Annotated in this window: 21 protein-coding genes; 13 read left to right on the top strand and 8 right to left on the bottom strand. The window is 63.3% G+C overall.

The genetic code is table 11. From position 1 onward, the window contains the following. Genes H2040_RS03110 through ccoS form a run of 6 tightly spaced genes read left to right on the top strand, consistent with a single transcriptional unit; the run spans position 1 to position 5,424 of the window. Positions 1–201: a cbb3-type cytochrome c oxidase subunit 3 gene (locus tag H2040_RS03110; protein ID WP_287154347.1), complete on the top strand. Its 201-nt coding sequence runs from the start codon at positions 1–3 to the stop codon at positions 199–201. Then, positions 194–1,117: a cytochrome-c oxidase, cbb3-type subunit III gene (gene ccoP / locus H2040_RS03115; protein WP_287154349.1), complete on the top strand. Its 924-nt coding sequence runs from the start codon at positions 194–196 to the stop codon at positions 1,115–1,117. Before H2040_RS03110 ends, ccoP begins: the two co-directional genes overlap by 8 nt. A 29-nt stretch (positions 1,118–1,146) precedes the next feature. Beyond that, the gene (ccoG, locus tag H2040_RS03120) at positions 1,147–2,640 is read left to right on the top strand and encodes a cytochrome c oxidase accessory protein CcoG (RefSeq protein ID WP_287154351.1); all 1,494 of its coding nucleotides are present in this window, start codon (positions 1,147–1,149) and stop codon (positions 2,638–2,640) included. Then, complete coding sequence (locus tag H2040_RS03125) at positions 2,637–3,098, top strand: FixH family protein (RefSeq protein WP_287154353.1); 462 nt, start codon at positions 2,637–2,639, stop codon at positions 3,096–3,098. The genes ccoG and H2040_RS03125 overlap by 4 nt, the downstream gene beginning before the upstream one ends. Next, complete coding sequence (locus tag H2040_RS03130) at positions 3,086–5,242, top strand: heavy metal translocating P-type ATPase (protein ID WP_287154355.1); 2,157 nt, start codon at positions 3,086–3,088, stop codon at positions 5,240–5,242. Before H2040_RS03125 ends, H2040_RS03130 begins: the two co-directional genes overlap by 13 nt. After that, positions 5,239–5,424, top strand: coding sequence for a cbb3-type cytochrome oxidase assembly protein CcoS (gene ccoS / locus H2040_RS03135; protein WP_287154357.1), 186 nt, complete (start codon positions 5,239–5,241; stop codon positions 5,422–5,424). Before H2040_RS03130 ends, ccoS begins: the two co-directional genes overlap by 4 nt. Here ccoS and H2040_RS03140 read toward each other — a convergent pair. From H2040_RS03140 to H2040_RS03150, 3 genes are all read right to left on the bottom strand, one after another. Beyond that, positions 5,397–6,149: a DUF2189 domain-containing protein gene (locus H2040_RS03140; protein ID WP_287154359.1), complete on the bottom strand. Its 753-nt coding sequence runs from the start codon at positions 6,147–6,149 to the stop codon at positions 5,397–5,399. The genes ccoS and H2040_RS03140 overlap by 28 nt on opposite strands. Before the next feature lie 184 nt (positions 6,150–6,333). Beyond that, positions 6,334–7,080 (bottom strand): hypothetical protein, encoded by a 747-nt coding sequence (locus tag H2040_RS03145; RefSeq protein WP_287154361.1) that lies wholly within the window; start codon positions 7,078–7,080, stop codon positions 6,334–6,336. 256 nt (positions 7,081–7,336) lie between these two features. Then, positions 7,337–8,242 carry a LysR family transcriptional regulator gene (locus tag H2040_RS03150; RefSeq protein WP_287154363.1) on the bottom strand — a complete coding sequence of 302 codons (906 nt, stop codon included), beginning with the start codon at positions 8,240–8,242 and terminating at the stop codon, positions 7,337–7,339. A gap of 101 nt (positions 8,243–8,343) precedes the next feature. Here H2040_RS03150 and H2040_RS03155 point away from each other — a divergent pair, with 101 nt between their 5' ends. From H2040_RS03155 to H2040_RS03185, 7 genes are all read left to right on the top strand, one after another. Further along, positions 8,344–8,667, top strand: a complete 324-nt coding sequence (locus tag H2040_RS03155) for a nuclear transport factor 2 family protein (protein ID WP_287154365.1) — start codon at positions 8,344–8,346, stop codon at positions 8,665–8,667. Continuing rightward, positions 8,664–9,443 carry an SDR family oxidoreductase gene (locus H2040_RS03160; RefSeq protein ID WP_287154367.1) on the top strand — a complete coding sequence of 260 codons (780 nt, stop codon included), beginning with the start codon at positions 8,664–8,666 and terminating at the stop codon, positions 9,441–9,443. Before H2040_RS03155 ends, H2040_RS03160 begins: the two co-directional genes overlap by 4 nt. 39 nt (positions 9,444–9,482) lie before the next feature. After that, positions 9,483–10,280 carry an alpha/beta fold hydrolase gene (locus H2040_RS03165; RefSeq protein WP_502709323.1) on the top strand — a complete coding sequence of 266 codons (798 nt, stop codon included), beginning with the start codon at positions 9,483–9,485 and terminating at the stop codon, positions 10,278–10,280. Between the two features lie 106 nt (positions 10,281–10,386). Beyond that, on the top strand, positions 10,387–11,217 hold the full coding sequence (locus tag H2040_RS03170) for an alpha/beta fold hydrolase (RefSeq protein ID WP_287154371.1): 831 nt from the start codon (positions 10,387–10,389) through the stop codon (positions 11,215–11,217). A 339-nt stretch (positions 11,218–11,556) separates the two neighbouring features. Then, positions 11,557–13,143 carry a DUF885 family protein gene (locus H2040_RS03175; RefSeq protein ID WP_287154373.1) on the top strand — a complete coding sequence of 529 codons (1,587 nt, stop codon included), beginning with the start codon at positions 11,557–11,559 and terminating at the stop codon, positions 13,141–13,143. A gap of 37 nt (positions 13,144–13,180) precedes the next feature. Then, positions 13,181–14,530: a M24 family metallopeptidase gene (locus tag H2040_RS03180; RefSeq protein WP_287154375.1), complete on the top strand. Its 1,350-nt coding sequence runs from the start codon at positions 13,181–13,183 to the stop codon at positions 14,528–14,530. 23 nt (positions 14,531–14,553) lie between these two features. After that, positions 14,554–15,453, top strand: coding sequence for a polysaccharide deacetylase family protein (locus H2040_RS03185; RefSeq protein WP_022697400.1), 900 nt, complete (start codon positions 14,554–14,556; stop codon positions 15,451–15,453). 8 nt (positions 15,454–15,461) lie between these two features. Here H2040_RS03185 and H2040_RS03190 read toward each other — a convergent pair whose 3' ends face one another. From H2040_RS03190 to H2040_RS03210, 5 genes are all read right to left on the bottom strand, one after another. Further along, positions 15,462–17,123, bottom strand: a complete 1,662-nt coding sequence (locus H2040_RS03190) for a DUF885 family protein (protein WP_287154378.1) — start codon at positions 17,121–17,123, stop codon at positions 15,462–15,464. Positions 17,124–17,145: 22 nt separating this feature from the next. Continuing rightward, a complete protein-coding gene (locus tag H2040_RS03195) occupies positions 17,146–18,129 on the bottom strand; it encodes a class I SAM-dependent methyltransferase (protein WP_287154380.1) in 984 nt (327 codons plus the stop codon). Then, positions 18,107–19,753 (bottom strand): DUF885 family protein, encoded by a 1,647-nt coding sequence (locus tag H2040_RS03200; protein WP_287154382.1) that lies wholly within the window; start codon positions 19,751–19,753, stop codon positions 18,107–18,109. Before H2040_RS03200 ends, H2040_RS03195 begins: the two co-directional genes overlap by 23 nt. 57 nt (positions 19,754–19,810) lie before the next feature. Then, positions 19,811–20,755, bottom strand: a complete 945-nt coding sequence (locus H2040_RS03205) for a dihydrodipicolinate synthase family protein (RefSeq protein ID WP_022697404.1) — start codon at positions 20,753–20,755, stop codon at positions 19,811–19,813. A gap of 178 nt (positions 20,756–20,933) precedes the next feature. After that, entirely contained in the window at positions 20,934–21,701 is a 768-nt protein-coding gene (locus H2040_RS03210) for an SDR family NAD(P)-dependent oxidoreductase (RefSeq protein WP_287154385.1), read from the bottom strand. Between the last annotated feature and the right edge of the window lie 41 nt (positions 21,702–21,742).

Consider the following 21,742-nt stretch of genomic DNA (forward strand, 5'->3'; position numbering starts at 1 on the left):
ATGAATTACGACACGCTTTCCAGCTTCGCGCAGACATGGGGCCTGCTCCTGTTCGTGGTGATTTTCGCGGTGGTTCTGGCGTACGCGCTGTGGCCAAGAAACCAGAAGAAGTTCGACAAGGCCGCCCGCATGCCGCTGGACGACAAAAAGCCCGGCTCCGAAGACGAGAACGGACCCGGAGAGGACCGCAAGAATGGCTGACAAACCTGAAATCGATGAAGTCTCCGGCGTCGAAACCACCGGTCACGAGTGGGACGGGATCAAGGAGCTGAACAATCCGCTGCCGCGCTGGTGGCTGTGGATCTTCTACGCCAGCGTCGTCTGGTCGGTGATCTATATGGTTTTCATGCCGGCCTTGCCCGCGCCGCCCGGCTTTGACGGCTTCACGAAAGGCCTGACCGGCAATTCCGAGCGGGAGAATGTCGCCGAGGCGATGGCCGCGCTGGAGGCCAGCCGCTCGGAGAATTTCGAACGCCTGACCGGTGCGACGCTGGAGGAGATCGAGTCCGACCCGGACCTGTTCCGCTTCGCTCTGGCCGCGGGCGAGTCCGCTTTCGGCGATAATTGCGCCACCTGTCACGGCTCCGGCGCGCAGGGTTTCAAGGGCTATCCGAACCTCAATGACGATGTCTGGCTGTGGGGCGGAAGCTATGAAGAGATCCTGCACACACTGCATGTGGGCATCCGATCCGAGCATCCGCAGACGCGGTTCTCCATGATGCCCGCCTTCGGCGCGGACGGGATCTATGGCGGCGAGGAAATCGGCCAAGTGACCCAGCACGTCCTGTCGCTGTCCGGCCAGGAGCATGATCCTGAAAGGGCAGCGCTGGGCGCGGAGATATTCTCTCAGCAATGCGCCAGCTGCCACGGCCCGTCGGGTGCGGGCGACCGCACGTTTGGCGCGCCGAACCTGACCGACGCCGAGTGGCTCTATGGCGGCTCGTCGGAGGAAATCTACCAGAGCATCTGGCGTGGCCCCGCCGGGGTCATGCCTGCCTGGTCGGAGCGGCTGGACGAGGCGGTGATCGCCGCGCTGGCCACCTATGTTCACTCGCTCGGCGGCGGGGAGGACGCCGAGACCGAAACAGGCGCGGACGAACAGGATCCCGCCGGCTGATCAAGCGGGAACAGACCCGCAGAACCGATATGACAGTCACGACTGCGCCAGATCGACCGGACGCCGCCAGGGAAGCGGCGCCGGGCGTGCGCCGCTCGCGCGCCGAGGCGGTGAACGACGCCGAGCAACGCCAGCTCTACAAGAAGCGCGAGCCGATCTATCCCAAGCTGGTCCACGGCAAGTTCCGCAGCGCCAAATGGGCCTTCATGCTGGCCGCGCTGGGGCTTTACTACGCCGTGCCCTTCATCCGCTGGGACCGCGGCCCCGCCGCGCCGGACCAGGCGGTGCTGATCGATTTCGCCGGGCGGCGCTTTTATTTTTTCTTTATCGAGATCTGGCCGCAGGAAGTCTATTTCGTCACGGCGCTGCTTATTATCGCCGCGCTGGCGTTGTTCCTGGTCACCGCGCTGTTTGGCCGCGTGTGGTGCGGCTATGCCTGTCCTCAAACCGTCTGGACGGACCTTTTCATCGCGGTCGAGCGGATCTTCGAAGGCGATCGCAACGCCCGCATCAGGCTGGACCGCGCATCGTGGTCGACGGAGAAGGCGGCGCGGAAAACCGGCAAACACGCCGTGTGGCTGTTGATCGCCGCGGCGACGGGCGGCGCGTGGATCCTTTATTTCCACGACGCCTTTGACCTGATCGGGAACTTCTTCACCGGCGAGGCGCAGCTTTCCTCCTACCTGTTTTTCGGCCTTCTGACCTTTACGACCTATACGCTCGCCGGGACGATGCGCGAGCAGGTCTGCACTTATATGTGTCCCTGGCCGCGCATCCAGGCCGCGCTGACCGATGAGGAGGCGCTGAACGTCACCTATCGCGTCGACCGGGGCGAGCCGCGGGGCGCGCACAAGAAGGGCGCAAGCTGGGAAGGGCGCGGCGACTGCATCGATTGCAAGGCCTGCGTGGCGGCCTGCCCCATGGGTATTGATATCCGCAACGGGCCACAGCTGGAATGCATCCATTGCGCGCTCTGCATCGACGCCTGCGACGAGATCATGGGCAAGGTCGGCCGGCCGCTGGGCCTGATTGCCTATGACACGGAGGACAATATCGAGCGCCGCCTGCGCGGCGAGCCATCGCGATTCCGCTTCGTTCGTCCCCGCACCATCTTCTACGCCGTGGCGCTCGTGGCCGTGACCGCAATCACGCTTTTCGCCCTGCTGACCCGGGCGACGATGGATGTCACTGCGCAGCGTGACCGCAACCCCAACTATGTACGGCTTTCCAGCGGCGATATCCGCAACGGTTACACGATCAAGGCGGTGAACAAGCTGCACGAAGCCCGCGACTACTGGCTGGAGATACAAAGCGTGGAACCAGTCACGACCAGCGTGCTGGGGCAGGACGACATGGTTCTGTCCGTGGGACCCGACAGCACGCGCGATTTCCGCATCTTCGTGACGCTGTCGCGGGGCGATATCGACAGCGCGTCCGAACCGCTGGTCTTCCGTATCGAAGACCCGTCGACCGGTGAGGAATCCGTGACGCGGTCCGTATTCATAACAGGAGGCGGATCATGATCCGTGAGATTAAAGGCTGGCATGTCCTGACGATGATCGTGGGCTTTTTCGCCGTGACGATCGCGGTCAACGCGACCTTCATCACGCTCGCCGTCGGGACGTTCCGGGGCGAGGAGGAATCCAAGAGCTATCGCCAGGGGTTGGCCTATAACGCGGTACTGGAGCGCCGGGCGGCGCAGACCGAACTGGGATGGAGCGCAGAGCTGGAAAGCCGCGAGGGTGCCGTGACCCTGCATATCGTCGACGCGCAAGGCGCGCCGGTCAGCGGGTTGAATCTGGCCGGCGCGGTGAAACACCCCGCAGACGCCGCGCACGATCACGTTCTGGCCTTTGCCTATGCCGGGGAGGGCCTCTATGTCGCCCACCTTGCCGACACGTTGGCCGAGGGCAGCTGGATCGTGGAAGTCTCTGCCGCCCCCGAACCGTTTGAACTCAAGAGCCGCATATGGGTGCGCTGACTGCCGATCCCTCCGCCTTCGTCCGGGAAAAGGGCGAAGCCTTTTCCATCGACCTAATGGTGCGGGGCGCCAAGTGCGGCGGCTGCATCGCCAAGATCGAGGGCGGAATGCGCGCCTTCCCGGGCGTTCGCAACGCCCGGCTGAACCTCTCCACCGGCCGCCTGGCCGTCGACTGGGAAGGCTCGCGCGACCGCGCGCGCGATTTCGTGGAGCGCCTGACCGAGCTTGGCTACACCGCCGCGCCCTTTGATCCGGACGCCAGCGCCAGCGCCAGCGCCCAGAGCGCGGAGGGGAAGACGCTGCTGCGCGCCATGGCCGTGGCCGCGTTCGCGATGGCGAACGTCATGCTGCTCTCGGTCTCGGTGTGGTCCGGCGGCGGGGAAATGGACGCCGCCACGCGCGCCCTGATGCACTGGCTTTCGGCGCTGATCGCCCTGCCGGCGATCGCCTATTCGGCCCGCCCCTTCTTCCGTTCCGCGCTGGGCGCGCTGAAGGCGCGGCAGGTCAATATGGACGTGCCGATCTCGTTGGCCGTCTTGCTCGCCTCCGGACTGTCGGTGGTGGAGACGCTGCGGGGCGGCGAGACCTATTTCGATGCCGCCGTGATGCTGCTCTTCTTCCTGCTGATCGGCCGGTTCCTGGATTCCCGATTGCGGGCGCGCGCCGGGCAGGCGGCCCGTCAGCTCGCCGCAATGCAGGCCGCCACGGCCAATCGCATCGGTCCCGATGGCGCGCTGAAGACCATCCGCGCCAGCGAGGTGGAGGCCGGCGACCGGCTGGTCATCGCCGCGGGCGAGCGCGTGCCGGTCGATGCGGAAGTGGAGGCGGGTGCTAGCGAGGTCGATGGAGCGTTGGTCACCGGCGAGACTGATCCGGTGCGGACCGCGCCGGGGGCGGCGATCTATTCGGGCATGGTGAACCTGACCGCGCCGCTGACCGTGCGGGCGCTGGCCCGGCGGGAGGATTCCCTGCTGGCCGAGATCGCCCGGCTGGTGGAGGCGGGCCAGCAAAACCGCTCCCGCTATGTGCGCCTTGCAGACCGCGCGGCGCGGCTTTACGTGCCCGTGGTCCACACCCTCGCTGCGCTGACAGTTCTAGGATGGCTGGCTTTCACGGGCGATTTCCGCCCGGCCATCATCAATGCCATCGCGGTGCTGATCATCACCTGCCCCTGCGCGCTGGGCCTGGCCGTGCCGGCGGTGCAGGTCGTGGCCTCGGGCCGCCTGTTCCGGGAGGGCGTTCTGGTGAAATCCGGCGATACGCTGGAGCGTCTGTCGGAAGCGGATTACGCCGTCTTCGACAAGACCGGCACGCTCACCTTCGGCGAGCCCAAGCTGATCAATGCGGACGCGATCCCGGCTGGTGTTTTGGACCTGGCCGCGCGCCTCTGCCGCGCCTCGCGCCATCCGCTTTCCTGTGCGGTCGCCGACCATGCCGGCCCCGGCCCGACCGCCGATTACGTCGAGGAGACGTCCGGCGCGGGGATGTCCGCCGTGATCGATAACGAAACCATACGCTTTGGCTCTGCGCGCTGGCTCGGGATCAAAGATGCGCCGGGTGATGCGACCGAGGCATGGCTGCAGGCCGGGCAAGGGGACCCTGTGCGCTTCGTGTTCGAGGACCGGATCCGTCCCGGCGCGGCCGAGGCCATTGCCGCCCTGACCAGGCGCGGCCTCCCGGTGGAGCTTCTATCCGGCGACCGCAACGCCGCCGTGGAAGCGGTTGCGGCGCAGCTGGGCGTCGCCGTCTGGCGCGGCGAGTTGAAGCCGCAGGACAAGATTGCCCGGCTGGAAGCGCTGGCGGGCGAGGGGCGGCGCGTCCTGATGGTGGGGGATGGGCTCAACGACGCCCCGGCGCTGGCCGCGGCGCATGTATCCGCCTCCCCGGCGCGCGCGGCAGATATCAGCCAGGCAGCCTCCGACTTCGTGCTGCAGAACGACCGGCTGGCCGGCCTGCCGCTGGCGCTGGATGTCGCCCGGTCCTCGCGGCGGCGCATCGTGGAGAATTTCTCCTTCGCCGCGCTCTACAATATGTGCGCGGTTCCGTTGGCGGTGTTCGGATTCGTGACGCCCCTGATCGCCGCGATCGCGATGAGCGGATCGTCCATCATCGTCACGTTGAATGCGCTGAGGCTCTCGAAATGACCGCGCTTCTCTGGCTTATCCCCGCCGCACTCGGGCTTGGCGTGCTGGGCCTGGGGGCCTTTCTGTGGTCCGTCCATTCCGGACAGTATGAGGACCTGGACGGGGCGGCCGAGCGCATCCTGCTGGATGACGACAAGCCGCTGCCCGACCGCGATCAGGACTCCTCGATAAAGGACCGGTAGGCCCGCCAGCTGGCGTGACCCAGCCACGGGAAGACCACCATCAGCCCGGCGATGAACAGCGCCCCGCCGGCCAGAGTCATGACCGCGATGATGGCGGCCCAGGTCAGCATGACGAAGGGCTGACGCCGCACCGCGTTGACACTGGCGGTCAGCGCTGTGACCGCGTCAGTGTCCTTGTCGACCAGCATCGGAAAGCTGAGCGCGGAGATCGCAAACGCGGCGATGGCCAGCACGCCGCCCGTGAGCCCGCCGACGATCAGCAGGGCCAGGCCGGCCGAATCGGTCAGGACGAAGGCGGTGAAATCATCCAGCGGCAGGTAAACGCCATTGGTGAAATAGGCGTAGATGAACTGCGCCAGCCGCGCCCAGACCAGCAGCAGAATGATCAGCAGGACGCCCAGGAATCCGATCTGTGAAACCGTGTCCGCGTGCAGGCTGAACAGGTCCTTGAGCCCGGGCTTGCGGCCCGCGTCCAGCGTGCGGCTGATCTGGTAGAAGCCGATGGCAAACAGCGGCGCGACCACGGCAAACCCGCTGATCGCCGCAGGGATAGCCGCGGAATACCCGGCGGCGAAAAGCCCCGCGCTCAGCGCCAGTCCGATCAGCACGAAAACCGCGCCGAGCGACAGGCTCAGGACCGGCGCCTGGACAAGATCGCGCCACCCCAGCGCCAGCCACTCCCACGGCGCCTCGCGCCGAACATTGTGTAAGACAATCTCCGCCATGACGGCCCTCCCTCAAGACCGCTTATAATATCATTGGCAAGGCTTGCTGGGAAATTTGGAAGGATATTGAGACATCATGCGAAGAGGAACGGTGGAGACCTGTTCGCTTCCGCCTGCGCACACCGCCATCCAGTCACTCGGAAAATTCCCAGAATCGCGGACCAAGAGCCACTCAGGCAAGGGGTCAGCCTGTAACTACTCCGTACTTCTGGGAGGTTACGAGAATACCAGCAATCTGGGCCACGATGCTGCAGGCAGTATTCAAAGCGACAACGATCACAGCGAGCAGCCCGGCGCGCCACACTTTGGAAAGTCCCGACACGCCTGCATACGCTCCGCGATAGCCGGTTTGGAAGTGTATAAGGAACGAGACCATTGCGATCACGATGCCATATCCCACAAGCCAGTCGCCGGGTACAAACAGCATTATTGTCATGAAGACCGGCATCAAGCTTGCGCTCGGCACAATCGTCGCAAACAGGTAGCGCTGCCGGAGCGCTGTTGTCGTGGGCTCCCCCCAGAATGGATAGACCAGCGACAGCGCGACCATGCTGACGATATGAAGAACAGGCACGAGCCCGAAGACCCACAGTACAGTCTCCTTGCCGACGTCTTCATAGGTCATGCCTTCGGGCAGGAGCAAACCGGCTTGGGCGAAGCCTGCGGCATAAGCGCTGATCATGCCGGCATTCTCGCCAATCCACCAAACCTGCAGCAAAGAATACAGCGCGAAGAAGGAAAGCCAGAGTCGGATCGACGGCGTATATGTGTCGTTCCAGTCGAGCGTCCTGGCGGCTGAAAAATAGCGTTTCGGGCGGACCCAGAGCACCCGCACTGACCGCAATCCCCTCAGATTGAGACCGAACAGGTCTTCAGCCAATGCATCAATCGGCAGGGTGGCGAATTTGGGGTCGGCACTCTTCGTGGTCATTTCCTGCCCCCGTCGCGCATGGATTTATATTGGACGAACCGACATCCGAAACGAGTCGGGCGACTCGGCAAAAAGTCCGGTCGCGCTAAGCTGACAGGATTTTAGCGGGCAGACAAAGTATTGGACACCCTCGAATGGCCAGCTTCTGGCTGGACAGGGCCGGGTGCTTCCTTGTCTCTACGGAGACCGGTTCGCATCAGACTGACAGCACCGCCATCGCTCTGCGAACAATCTTCTCTCTGTCCGTAATCTCGCCCTATGCCGTCGCCGCCTTACCGGTCTGGCGCGCCAGATCTATGAATGCCTTGAACGCGGCGGAGGGATTGCGCCGGCTGGGATAATACAGCGCCAGATCCGCGAATGGCGGCGTCCAGTCCTCGAGCACGCGCACAACGCGCTTCTCCTGGATGTCTTCGCGAATATCCTGCTCAAGCAGCAAACCGATGCCGACGCCTTCAAGAACAGCGGTGCGCATCAGGCTGGCCTCATCCAGAGTCAGTGATCCCGGCGCGTCAATAAGGGCGATTTCGCCGTCTTTCTCGAAGCGCCAGCGGAACAGGATTCCGTTCGGCAAACGGGCGCGGATGCAGCGATGTTTGAAAAGGTCTTGGGGCGTTTTCGGCGCGCCATGGGTTTCAAAATATTTCGCTGATCCGACGATGGCGTAGCGTTGCGGCCTTCCAAGCGGGACAGCGATCATGTCGGCCGGCACCATGTCGGCCCGGCGCAGGCCCAGATCGAACCCTTCAGCGACGATATCGACCAGTCTTTCCTCGGTAACGATATCGATCTGTACCTCCGGATAGCGGCGCAGGAATTCCAGAACCAGCGGAGACAGGATTTCACGGGCCCCGGCGGCGAAAGCGTTTATACGCAGAGTGCCGGTTGGCGTGGTTTGTTGCGAGCGGACCGCCTCCATGGCGGCGTGGATATCCTGCAGGGCGGGACTCATCTGTTCGATAAAGGCCCGGCCCGCGTCCGTGAGCGAGACGCTTCGGGTCGTTCTGTTGAACAACCGCACGCCGAGATCCCCCTCGAGCTTGGCCACGGCATTGCTCAATGCGGTTGTCGATACGCCAAGGATGCGCGCGGCGGCGCGGAACGACCGCTCGCGCGCAATGGCGATAACGGCGTCGAGTTCGTTGAGCCCCGTTCGAAACATTGTCCCGAAATCCGCAATGGGAGGTCCCGTTTTATCCCGATTGTTGTCGCGTGTGTCCACGCCTAGATGGCTGGCGAACCCTGAAACCGCAGGAGATCGCCATGAAACTGCCCGCCCCTGTCAAACAATTCTTCGACGCCGATCAGGCCCCTCGCGGGCCGGCGCCGGTCAGCGCCTTTGCGGCGGACGCGTCCGTCAAGGATGAAGGAAAAATCCATGTCGGGCGCCGCGAGATTGCCCAGTGGTGGCAAGCAGCCAAGGCGCGATACCAACATACCGCGGAACCGCAGGAGGTCCTGGACAATGAGGGCCGGACGATCGTCCGTGCATTGGTCTCGGGAAATTTCCCCGGGAGTCCGGCCCGGCTCGCTTTTTCCTTCCTGCTTGAAGACGGAAGAATCTCACAACTGGAAATCGGGGCATGAGCGGCTTCCTGCAACTCCAGGACACGCGCGTTCTGATTACAGGGGGAACACGCGGCGCTGGCGCTGCGACAGTCGCCCTGTTCCGTGAGCTTGGCGCCCATGTGCTGACAGCGGCGCGGACACGGCCTGATGCGACGCCCGAGGACATTTTCATTTCCGCCGACCTTACAACGGCGCGCGGCTGCGCCGATCTTGCCGCCGCCGCGCGGGACCGCCTTGGCGGGGTCGATGTGCTTATTCACATGCTGGGCGGGTCTTCTGCGCCGGCTGGCGGATTCTCGGCGCTGGACGACGCCGAATGGGCAAGGGAGCTTGATCTCAATTTGATGCCCGCCGTTCGTCTGGACCGCGCCCTGGTTCCTGACATGGTGGCGCGCGGGCGCGGCGCCGTCATTCACGTGACATCAATCCAGAGCAGACTTCCGCTGCCGGAGGCGACAACCGCCTATGCGGCTGCGAAGGCTGCGCTCTCCACCTACAGCAAAAGCCTGTCGAAGGAGGTTTCGCCCCATGGCGTGCGCGTCCTGCGCGTATCACCCGGCTGGATCGAGACGGAGGCGGCGATCAGCATGATCGAACGGGTCGCAAAGAGCGCCGGAGTCGACCGCGAAGGCGGCAAGAAAATCGTCATGGATTCGCTGGGCGGCATTCCAGTCGGCCGCCCCTCGAAGCCTGACGAGGTGGCCAATCTTATCGCCTTTCTCGCATCGGACCGCGCCGCCTCCATTACCGGCGCGGAGTACGTCATCGATGGCGGGACGATCCCCACAGTGTAGCGCCTTCACTCCCCTCTAACCCCAAGGAAGAAGACAATGATCTCCGGTATCCGAAACACCGCCGTGGCTGCGGCAACGATCGCGGCAATATCCGTCGCCGCGGACGCGGAAACGAAAGCGCGCATCCCAGAAGATCAATCGGTGCGGAATGTCGTGCTGGTCCACGGCGCCTTTGCTGACGGTTCGGGCTGGCGCGGCGTTTATGACGATCTCGTCGCGCGCGGGTATCGCGTCACGATTGTGCAGAACCCTCTTACCTCGTTCGGTGACGACGTGCAGGCGACGCGCCGTATCCTGGCGCGGCAGGACGGGCCCAGCATTCTTGTCGGCCACTCTTATGGCGGATCGGTCATCACCGAGGCCGGGACCGGGGAGAACGTCGCTGGTCTGGTTTACGTTTCCGCGCTCGCCCCTGATGCGGGCGAAAGCACGGGGGACCAGTTCGCGGAGATACCGGCGCCTCCGGAATTCGTGATCGAGACCGGTCCCGACGGCTTCGGCTTCGTGAATTTGGAACTGTTCAAGGCAGGTTTTGCCGGCGACACGACCGACGCGAATGCGGCTTTCATGCGGGACTCTCAGGTCCCCATCAATATGGAGATATTCGGCGAGCGACTGACGCAGGCGGCATGGCGTCACAAGCCGAGCTGGGCGATCGTGGCGACGCAGGACCACGCGATCGATCCGCGTCTGCTGCGTCAGCAGGCTGAACGCGCCGGCGCTGAGATCACGGAAGTCGAGGCAAGCCATGTGCCCTTTATCACCCAGCCGCACGCCGTCGCCGAAGTAATCGACCAGGCGGCGCGCCAGGTCTCGACAGTGGCCGTGAATGAGTAGGACGGCGTTCGTGCGCCGCTTTGCCCGTGCGGCGGGACCGGCGCACGTCCGCCGCCGTCCGCAGTTCCAGCATTTCCGATAACACCTGCAAGAGGAGCCTTGGATCATGAGCTTTGTGAAAACACAGGACCGTACGGAGATTTTCTTCAAGGACTGGGGGCCGCGGGATGCGCAGCCCATCGTGTTCCATCACGGCTGGCCCCTGAGCGCCGATGATTGGGACAATCAGATGATGTATTTTCTCGGCGCAGGGTACCGGGTCATCGCCCATGACCGGCGCGGCCATGGCCGGTCGACCCAGACATGGGAAGGCAACGAGATGGATACCTACGCCGCGGATGTCGCGGCGCTGGCGGATCATCTCGACCTGAAAGAGGCTGTCCATATCGGCCACTCCACAGGCGGCGGGGAGGTCGCCCGGTACGTCGCCCGCGCAAGGCCGGGACGGGTGGCCAAGGCCGTTCTCATTGGCGCCGTTCCGCCCATCATGGTGAAGACCGCCGCTAATCCGGGCGGGCTGCCGATCGAAGTGTTCGACGGTTTTCGGGACGCGCTGGTTGCCAACCGCGCGCAGTTCTTTCTCGATGTGCCGAGCGGGCCGTTCTACGGCTTCAACCGGCCGGGCGCGAAAGTCGATCAGGGCGTGATCTGGAACTGGTGGCGACAGGGCATGATGGGCGGCGCGAAGGCCCATTATGATTGCATCAAGGCCTTTTCCGAAACCGATTTCACCCAGGACCTAAGAGCGATCGATGTTCCGACCCTCGTGATGCACGGCAATGACGACCAGATCGTGCCGTATGACGACTCCGCGCCGCTGTCGGTCGAGCTTCTCAAGCATGGGACGCTGAAGACATACGAAGGGCTGGGTCATGGAATGTGCACGATCAACCCGGATGTGGTGAATCGGGACCTCCTCGCTTTCATCAACGCGTAGCGGCGCGCCATTCTGACTTTGCCGGAGGAAACGCGCTTGAGCGATTAACGAGTCCCGGCGAACCAACGCTTTCGTAATTTCAAGGCATCAGCGGAGGTAATCGCCTTCCGCTGATGCTTCGGCGCGGCATGAAGGCTGGGCCATTCCCGCTCTATGGAGCCGGGACGCATTCGCCTGACAAAGCCCTGTTTTCAAATAGCGTCCGATTTACGGTGGCAATACGCCAATAAGTCGATATAATGAACGTTCGTTCGTTATGGGAACATTTATTGGGGTGTGGGCATGTCTCGAAATTCAAGAATTGGTGTATCAGCCTGGTTGGCGACGGTCATTTTCAGCTTGCTGATTGGGGCTGCGAATGCGCAATCCACGGATTATTCCGAACTGACGGACGTATTTGCGGATTTCCAGAGCTGGAAGGAAAACAATAGTCAAAGCCTTGATTTCCGGCCCGGGGCGGTCGCCGCGCGCCTGGAGGGGATTGAAACTCTACAGGCGGATCTGGCGGCAATTGATCCGTCTGAATGGACCCCGTCCCAGAAGTCCGACTATCTGACTGTTCGCGCTCAAATCGACGAACAAGAGTTCATTTTCCGTGTTACGCGCCCCTGGACGCGCGATCCGGCCTTCTATGTCGCGAAAATGCTGACGCCGGCATTTACCGAATTGCCGGTGGAAGGCGCAGCGCTGGAGGAGCTGACGGCCCAGATGCGCATGGTCCCGGACTTCACGGCGCAGGCGAAGTCGAACCTGACCGAAGGCGCGGCGGATTACGCGGATCTGGCAATTTCCTATCTCACCGAATCCGATGGCGTTGAGCAGGATTATCCGCCCCGCGACCCGATCCCGGCGGGCTTGATTGGCTGGTACGAGGACATTCTGGGCCGCGCGAAGACCGAGCAGCCGGCGCTGGCGCCCGATATTGAGGCCGCCCTGGCCAGCATTAAGGATTTCCATGCCTGGCTGGTCGAAAAGCGCCCGGAAATGGATGCCCCGAACGGCGTGGGCGAGGAGGCGTTGAACTGGTTCGTCCAGAATGCGCTGCTGATGCCCTACACCGCCGAGGAAATGCTGGTGCTGTCAGAGCGCGAGCTGGACCGCCTTTGGGCCTTCTATGCGCTGGAGCGGCATCGCAATCGCGGCTTGCCCGAAATAACGCTTCCCGAGTCTGCGGCCGAGTATCAGAAACGTGTCGCGGAGACCGACGAAAAAGTCCGGCGCTGGCTGGTGGAGGAAGACTTCATCACGATCCCGGATTTCATTCCCGAGGACTGGCAAGAGATGGGCTATAACGTGCCGTGGATCGAGCGCGCGACCCCGCCCAATTTCTGGGAGCAGGTCCAGTACCGTAACCCCTCGCCCGATCATCTTCATGCTGTCATTCCCGGTCACCGTTTCGATGACCGCGTCGCGAGCGAACTGGACAATCCCATCCGCCGGGAGGTCAGTTTCGGGGCGCGCTGGCAGGGTTGGGCCGTTTATCTGGAAGAAGGGCCGCTTCAGGCGGGGTTCTTCGAGGATGATCCGCGCACGCGTGAACTCATCTATATCTTTGGAATCTGGCGGGCCGCCCGCAGCGTCGGGGATATTCGTCATCAGCTGAACGAGATGAATTCAGAAGAGTCGGTGGATTACTGGATCAGCCAGACCCCGCTTCTGGATCGCAATGTCGCGCGCAAATACGCCTATCTGCGTCCTTCGCCGGGGCACGGGCTGGAGTACACGATCGGCAATATCCAGATGTTTCGCCTGCTGGCGGACCGCAAGCGGCAACTTGGAGAGGACTTCGTGCTGGAGGAATTCCACGACGACTTCATCATGCGCGGCCGCATTCCCATGGCGCTGATCCGCTACGAAATGACCGGCTATGAAGGCGATGTGGAGAAATTCTGGAATCGCACTCCGCTGGAAGACGTGCTCGACTAGACGCTGGACGCATTCGTCCAATCAGGAGAGACATCGTATGCGAAAGATGGCGGCCGGCCTGTTCTTGACCGGGGTCCTGACGGCCGGCCCCGCCGTCGCCCAGGAAGCCTTAAATCCCGCGCTTCCCGAAATCCTGCCCTTGGCTGAACGGGCCGCGCTGGAAGACGCCTGGCTGGAAAACCGGCTCGACACGGTTATCCCGCAGCTCATGCGCCGCGAAGGCGTGGATATGTGGATCCTGGTCGCGCGCGAATATAATGAAGACCCGGTCGTCGAGACGATGCTGCCGGCGACATGGCTGGCGGCGCGGCGGCGGACAGTCCTGATCTTCCACGACCGGGGCGAGGCGGGCGTCGAGCGTCTGGCCGTCGCGCGTTATCCTGTCGGCCCGTTCCCCTCCGCCTGGGATGCCGACGCCGAGCCCGACCAGTGGCGGCGCATACGCGAGATCATCGAGGAACGCGATCCCGAAACCATCGCCGTGAATGTTTCTGAGCATGTCGCGCTGGCCGATGGCCTGTCGATGGGCGAAGGCGAGGCGCTGGAGACCGCGCTCGGCGATTATGCTGACCGGATCGTGCGCAATGACCGGCTGGGGATTGGCTGGCTGGAAACGCGCACTGAAGCGGAGATGGAGGTCTATCCAACCATTGTCCGCATCGCCCACGCCATAATTGGTGAAGGTTTTTCTGATGCCGTGGTCACGCCGGGCGAGACAACGGCGGAGGACCTTGTCTGGTGGTATCGCGAACGCATTGCGGGACTCAAGCTGGACACGTGGTTCCACCCCAGCGTCAATATCCAGCGCCCGGGCGCTGAGACTTTCGCGATCGAGACGATGGGCATTGAACGCGCAAACACCATTCAGCGCGGCGACCTGCTGCATGTCGATTTCGGCATCGACTATCTGGGCCTGAAGACCGACACCCAGCACCACGCCTATGTCCTGAAAGAGGGCGAAACGGACGCCCCGGACGGCCTGAAGGCGGGACTGGCCGCGGCCAACGCGGTGCAGGATGCGCTGACGGCGGAATTCAGGGCCGGGCGCACCGGCAACGAAGTTTTGATGGCGGCTCGCGAAACAGCGCTGGCGCAAGGCCTCAACCCGACAATCTATACCCACCCCATCGGCTATCACGGTCACGGGGCAGGTCCGTGGATCGGCATGTGGGAGCGTCAGGCGCCGGTGCCGGGCAAGGGCGAATATCTGGTCCGCCCCGACACGGCCTGGTCGATAGAGCTGAACGCGCAATATGACGTCCCCGAATGGGGCGGCCAGACGGTGCGCTTCATGCTGGAAGAGGACGCCTATTTCGACGGCCGGACGGTGCGCTATCTCGATGGCCGTCAGGACGGGTTCCATCTGATCGGCGCGTCTGCGCAATAATAACACCTGCACCTGGAGCCTTGATGAGCGAGCGTATCTCCGAACCCTGGACGTTGCAGGAAGAAGAATGGCGGCGCCTCATCGGCCGCGTGCGGGCCGGCAGGGCGTTGAAGCCCGCCGCGTGGCCCGGCGGGGCGCGTTGCGCTGTTGCGCTGTCCTTTGACTGCGATCACGAGACGTTTGAGCTGGGCGGCGGCGGCACGGCGACGGGACGTCTGGCCTGGGGCGAGTTCGGCCGCCGGGTCGGCGTGCCGCGCATTCTGGCCTCGCTTGCCCGTCATGACGTTCCGGCCAGCTTCTTCATGCCGGCTGTCTGCGCGCAGATCGACCCGGACGAGACCCGCCGCATCGTGGACGCGGGGCATGAGGTCGGCCTGCATGGCTGGATCCACGAGAATAATTCCCTGCTGGATGAGGCGACCGAACGCGAGCTGACCCTTCGCGCGCGCGATGTTCTGGAAAAGACGATGGGCCGCGCGCCTGTCGGGTTCCGCTCTGCCAACTGGGACCTCAGCCCCAACACGATCGGCATCGTGAAAGAGATGGGGCTGGAATATGACAGCTCGCTGATGGCTGACGAGTCCTGTTACGAACTGGTCTGCGATGGGGAGCCGACAGGCGTGGTGGAGGTCCCGGTGGAATGGCTGCGCGACGATGCGGTCTATCTGATGTTCAACCGCTCTCCCGCCACGCGGCCGTGGACCCCGCCGGACGATGTCTATGCGATCTTCAAGCGGGAACTGGACGCGGCCTGGGAAGAGGGCGGCCTGTTCCAGCTTGTGATGCACCCCTTCGTGATCGGCTATCGCTCACGCATCTGGATGCTGGACGCGCTGATCGAACACGCCCGGGAGAAGGGCGATATATGGTTCGGCACGCATGCCGAAGTGGCGCGATGGGCGCGGGAAAATCCCGCGCCCTGAGCTTGCATCTAGTTGGCGGTCAGTTTTTCGATCTGATCGCCTTCGCCGGTCATTTCCCAGCGAAGCAGGGACACCGGGATCACGCCGCGGCCATCCATGTCTTCAAGGAAATCGGCGAGCACGAAATCCTCGCCTTCCTGCATGGCGTAATCGGCCATCAGTTCTTCCACCAGATGCTTGCCGGTGATGTAGCTGGTGCCGTATCCCGGCTGCCGCAGATAGAGCTGTTGCTCCGATCCCAGAAGGTCCAGATCCCGCCGCATCCAGTTGCGCGGGGTCCATTCCACATGGAAGTCGGAGGCTTCCTGCATGGTGAATTCATTGGCTTGAGCGTAGAGCGAGGCAAGGCCCCGCGCCGCGCGCGCCGCCTGCATGATCCAGACGATCTCCCGCGCCCGCGGATTATCGTCATACAGGCCCGCATGCATGAACATTTCCTCGACCGCGGTGGCCACGCCCTCGGCCCGGCTGTCGAAGATGTTATAGAGCAGCGCGCCCTGCCGGACCGGGCTCTGCGTCGGATGCTGCTTGATCCGGGCCAGGTCCCACCAGTGATAGAAATGCGTCCACAGCGTCATCGGCTCGCGATGGGTCGCCTGCGCGAAGAAGTTCCGGGTTTCCGGCGGCGCATAGACGCCGGTCTTCTCCATCAGGGCCGGCTCCATGTAATCCTTCACATGGACGATTTCGCCGTCCTCCATGAAGGCCATGTATTTGCGCACGCGATCCTTGGCCAGCGCCTCGTATTCCTCGGCGCTTGATACCGGCTCCAGCGGCGGCAGGTCGCGGTTGCGGTGTTCTTCCAGCTTCAGAGAGGTGATGGCGCGCTTCAGTTCGCGCTTCATCAGCATCACCTCGTCCTCCCAGGTCATCGGGATCAGGTGAACATTCTGGAGATACCAGGTGTAGTTCTCCTTCCCGACGCCGGACGGTCCGGTCTTGGAATCCGCTTCCGCTTCAAGCCATTCGGCGAAGGCCCGCGTCGAGGTCAGGGCCTCATCGACCGCTGCGCGAAGCTCCGGCCCGGCGTCTTCCGTGCGCTTTGCCAGATCCTCGAGCACGCCGGCCTGTTCCTCGATCGTGAAGATGCCGGCGGTCCACAGATCCCGGGCATTTCCGTCCAGATTTTCCCGCGCCTGTTCGTTCAGCGGGGGAATGACGGACAGGTCCTTGGTCAGGCGCGCCTCCTCGGCGGCGGTCAGCGGAAAATCATAGGTCCACAGTTCCGTGACGGCGTGATGCGTCGGGCCTTCATGTCCCGGCGTGTCGCTCTCATAGGTCCAGACGGATTTGTAGAAGGCGGGGTCCCGCGCCCACGGGCGCAACACGCGGATATTGAAATCCAGACCGTTCATCTCGGCCCGGACGATCTGATAATCCACCTGCCGGGGCACGGGCCAGCCGTTGGGGTCGATCGCTTCAAGCCGCGCGCGATAGGTTTCGAGACCGGCCTGTTTTTCGGCCATGGCCGCGTCGCTGTAATCGGGCGCGCCGTCCGTCATCTCCGGCGTTTCAAAATCACGCCAGTCTTCAAACAGGGCGAGGAGGGTTTCGTAATCGGTCATTGTTCCGGACTCTTGGGCTGTTGCGGCCGGGACATTGGCGAATAGCGCCAGGCCCGCCATGAAAGCGGCCGTCAGGACGCCGCCTGGCTTCAGAAATCGTCTCATCAATCTTTCCTCTTCTATCTGGTCATTTTCGGCCATTGCCGGATTCCCGCCGCGCCGAAATCCACCGGCCCGCAATCTCACCGTTGGTTCCGGTCAGAGGGCTGATGGCGAGATCGCCAAACCCGGCTGTTTGAAGCCGGCGGCCCTCGGCCTCCAGGGCGTCCGCCGTCGGCGCGGCGCGGGCGAGGGCGTCCATACGCGCGGCGTGATCCCTCATTCGCGTTTCCATCGCCTCGATCATGCGGGAGATTTCGGGCAGCGGCGTATGGTCGGCCAGGGTCTGCAATTCCAGCGCATTGCCGATCAGCCCGGAAATAAGGTTCGGGTTCTCTTCCCGCTCCGCCCGCGCCCGCATGGCCTTCAGAATCCGGTCCATCTGTCCGGCTGTTTCGGTCGAGCGCGCCTTGAAGAAATTTTGAAGCGCCGTGGCGAACCCCAGCTCATCCAGCGCCCATCCAATCTGCTCCGACTGGGCGCTGTTCTGGCGCACGACTGCGCCATCGGCTGCATGGACAAGAAACAGGATCCGCCCGCGGCAGACGCGCGCGGCCTCTGCGGCGGCCGCCTGCAAGCCGGCGTATTCAACACCGAACTGGCTTGTGACCAGGTCTTGCGACAGATCGGGGAGGGGCAGGCGGGCGGCGTCCGCCCCGCCGATGAATTTCGCGGCGCCGGATTGAAAGGCCGCGCCCTGACGCCCGGGCGGCGGGTTGGCGCGGTCCAGCCCGGTCAGGGTTGCGGCGCGGCCCGGTTTGATCGCGCGCCGGCCGGTCTCCAGAACCGCGCCCTTGCCGGTTGCGATGTCCAGAACGCAAGCGCCGTCGTCCAGAGCGGCGAAGGCCTCGCGCCAGCCCACGCTAATCGCCTCCCGAACGGCGGGGGGCAGTTCCGCCGTGCAGGCGTCCGCCGGGGCGCGACCCCAGTATTCGCCCCATAGCTCGTTGCTGTCGGGACGGGGCGCGTCTGGACTCGAGCCGGGCACGCTATCGCATTTCGGCGATTTCATCTCCACGTCCGGTCATTTCCCAGCGTATGAGAGAGATCGGGATGAGACCGCTGGCGTGAAATGCGTCATGGAATTCCTTGAGGTCGAAATCATCGCCCAGCTGCTGCGCGCGTTCGGACAGAAGCGCCTCCAGATGCACCTTGCCCATATAATAGCCGATGCCATAGCCCGGCTGGCGCAGATAAAGCTCCAGATCGAAACGCGCGATGGAATCCTGCGGCCCCATCCATTTCGGCGTGCGCGTGGTCAGCGAGGCCAGCGCCTCGTCATAGGTCCACTCATTGCTGTGCAGTTTCAGCTCCGGCAGAACGCGCGCGGCGCGCTTGGCCTGAAGAATATAGGTAATGATCCGGGCGTTCGGACGGCTGTCCAACAGTCCCGCCTGCAGGATGAATTCCTCCAGATAAAAGGCCCAGCCTTCGATGCGCGGCCCGTCGATGAAATACAGCCGGTCCGCGCTGCGGATCGGGCGCTTATCGCGCGCGCCCATCATCTGGTCGAACAAATGCCCCGGCAGGTTATGCGCGCGCAGTGCGTGCGGATTGCGGTCCTCGGCCTGACGGAAGAAATGTCGGCGGATCGGCGCTTCGAACGGGCCGCCCTTTTCGGGATCCCGGTCGCCCGGCAGAACGTACGGGCCTTCGCCGACTGGCGGCTCCAGCCAGTCCGGAACGGTCATCACATCCTTCTCGCGGAAATATTCCAGAATGTCGTGATCGGCCGCGTTGCGGCGGCGCTCGAACTCTTCAAGCGTTTCCGCCGGTTCGATCATCGGCAGGCCCTTGTGCTCGTGCTCCTCGATTTTCAGGAATGTCATGGAGCGCTCATACTCGCGCTGGGCCAGGATGCGCATCTCTTCCCAGGAATAGGGAAAGAGCAGGACGTGTTTCAGATACCAGTCGTAATTTTCGCGGCCGACGCCGCCATAAGCCGGAAGGGAAGCCTCCACGCTCTCCAGCCAGGCAATGAATTCGGCCGTGGCCGCGCGCGCGTTTTCCGCCGCCTGCGCCAGTTCGGGGTCGTCCTGCGCCGTCTTGCGGGCCAGTTCGGCATAAACATTCTGTTCGATGTTTTTCTGCTGAATAGCCAGCCGCGCCAGATCGCCCCGCGCATCGGTCAGGTTGCCGCGCGCCTGCGCCAGAATCGCTGGAACCGCATTCAGTTTTCCGATCAGCGCATTGCGCTCGTCCGCCGGGACGGGCGCTGACGGGGCGGGCATCGCGCCCGCCATTTTCGGGCCAAAGCCCAGATTGGTGGTGGAATAGAAGCCCGGGTCGCGCGCCCACGGGCGTACAACGCGATGCTGGAAATCCAGTCCCCGCAACTCAGCCAGAACCAGCATGTAATCGACCCGGCGCGGGATCGGCCATGCGCTGTCGTCGATCTGCTCAAGCTCGGCCAGCATCGCGCGGACCTGCGCGTGCTGATCGGTCATGGCGGCGGCGCTGTAATCGGGGACGCCGTTGACGATTTGCGGCTCGGCGATGGCGCGGAAGCGGTCGAAAAGACCGGTCAGCTCTTCATAGCCCGGCGGCGGCGCAGGGGACGCCGGCTCCTGCGTCAGGCCGGAACCAACAAGCACAAGCTGGAGCGCCAGCGCCCCGCATATGGAACGAAATTTCATGATTTTCCCCCACGCGTCAGGCGCGGCCGGTCCGGCCGCGCGGTGCTGGCCGGGGCGCTAGGCGGCGAGTTCCGCCTCAAACCTTGCGGCCAGCCCTTCAATTTTTTTCATCACGGCAAACAGCTTGTCGCGGCGCTCCACGCCCTCCGCCCCCAGCTCCGCAAAGCGGGTCAGCGGCGGGCGGACATCGCCGACCGGGTAACCGGCGGCCTCGGCCAGCGCCTTGGAATAGCACTGGTGCCCGTAGGTCGGGTGGCCCTCGGAAACGATTTCGTCCATTTCGGCCAGCAGGGCCGCGATCTTCCGCGCCGGTTCGATATGTCCTTCGACCAGGAAGTCCCACAGACGCGACGTCGAATAGGGCAGGTAATTGCCGTAGGGATTAACGTAGCCAACCGCGCCCAGAAGATAGCTTTCGACCGGCCGTTCCCCGGCAAAGACGTTCATTACGCCTTCGGTGCGCTCCACAATGTCGTAAACCCGCCCGACATCCATGCTCGCTTCCTTGATATAGCGGACATTGTCGAAATCACGGGTCAGGCGCGCGATGAGATCGGCCGACATGTCGACATTCGACGTCACCGGGTTGTTATAGAGCATGATCGGCACGGAAACCGCTTCGGAGATCGCTTTGTAATAGGCGTGAATCTCGTCCTCGGTCGGGGTGTAATAATAAGGCGGAATGATCATCAGCCCGTCGGCGCCCAACTCTTCGGCCTGACGGCTGAAGCGCACGGCCTTGGGCGTGTACGCATCCATTGAGCCGACCAGAACGTCCAGCCGTCCATCGGCGTGCGCCACGGTCGTCTCGATGATCAGATTGCGTTCGTCTTCGGAGAGGGCGAGAAATTCGCCTGTCGTGCCAAGGATAATAATTCCGGGCGCTCTGGATTCTATCTGCCAGTCGATAAAGCGTTTGAGAGATTTTACGCACACCGCGTCGCCGTTCTCGGTGAACGGCGTAATGGCGACCGTGTAACTACCCCGGAATTGTTTTGTCATGCACGCCCCCTCCTATGATCCGCCCCACGTCGATTTGATGGCGCCGACTCGCAAATCTACATTTGTTGCCCGAATTATAGACCAAAAAATGATCGTCTAGCGAACAAAAGTTAGCATAGCGGTCAAAATTTATTCGGCAACTATTCTCGCTCAGTTTGCGGTGGCGGGCGGCGCCGATTTAGCGGATATAGCTGGCGCCATTCACGTCCAGCGTGGCGCCGCTGAGCTGCCGGACTTCCCCCGTGGAAAGGAAATTTACAAGGTTCGCCAGTTCGGCGGGTGAAACCCATTCGCCCATGGCAAGGCTCTGTGTGACTTTTTCTTCTCCGCCCTGACTTCTGGCAAAATCTTCGGACAGGCGCGTGCGGACGACGCCCGGGGCAATGATATAGGCGAGGATGTTTTCCTTGGCGTAGGCGCGGGCAATTGATTGCGTGGCCGCGGCCACGGCCGCCTTGGAGGCGCCATAGGCGATCGTGTCGGGGTTGCCGACGCCGCGTTGCGCCGCCCAGCTGGAAAGCGTGATGATCACGCCGCCGCCGGTTTCCCGATAATGCCGCACGGCGCGGCGAAGCAGGCGGACAGGCCCGAGAACATTGATGTTCAGCGTGTCGCGCCAGACCTTGTCCCAGTCCTCCAGCGGGGCGTCGAAGCCCCCGTTCCACATCATCGTTGCGGCGTTGTTGACGAAAATATCCACCTTGCCGCGCCAGCGCTCGGCTTCGTCCCAGAGCGCCTCCACCGAATCCAGGTCGTTGAGATCCGCGCTCACAAGCAGCTTGCGCTCATCCGGGATATCGCTGGTTGCCTCCTCCGCGCCGGCGCGGTCGGATCCGTAATGCGCAATCACATATGCGCCGGACTGGCCGAGCCTTTCAACGATGGCGCGGCCAATGCCCTTGGAGGCTCCGGTTACCAGAATCGTTTTGTTTTTCAGATCGGTCATGATGCTCTCTATATGGTTGGCGCGCTGGCGTGCGTACGATC

The sequence above is a fragment of the Euryhalocaulis sp. genome (assembly GCF_013911995.1).
Lineage (GTDB): Bacteria > Pseudomonadota > Alphaproteobacteria > Caulobacterales > Maricaulaceae > Euryhalocaulis > Euryhalocaulis caribicus.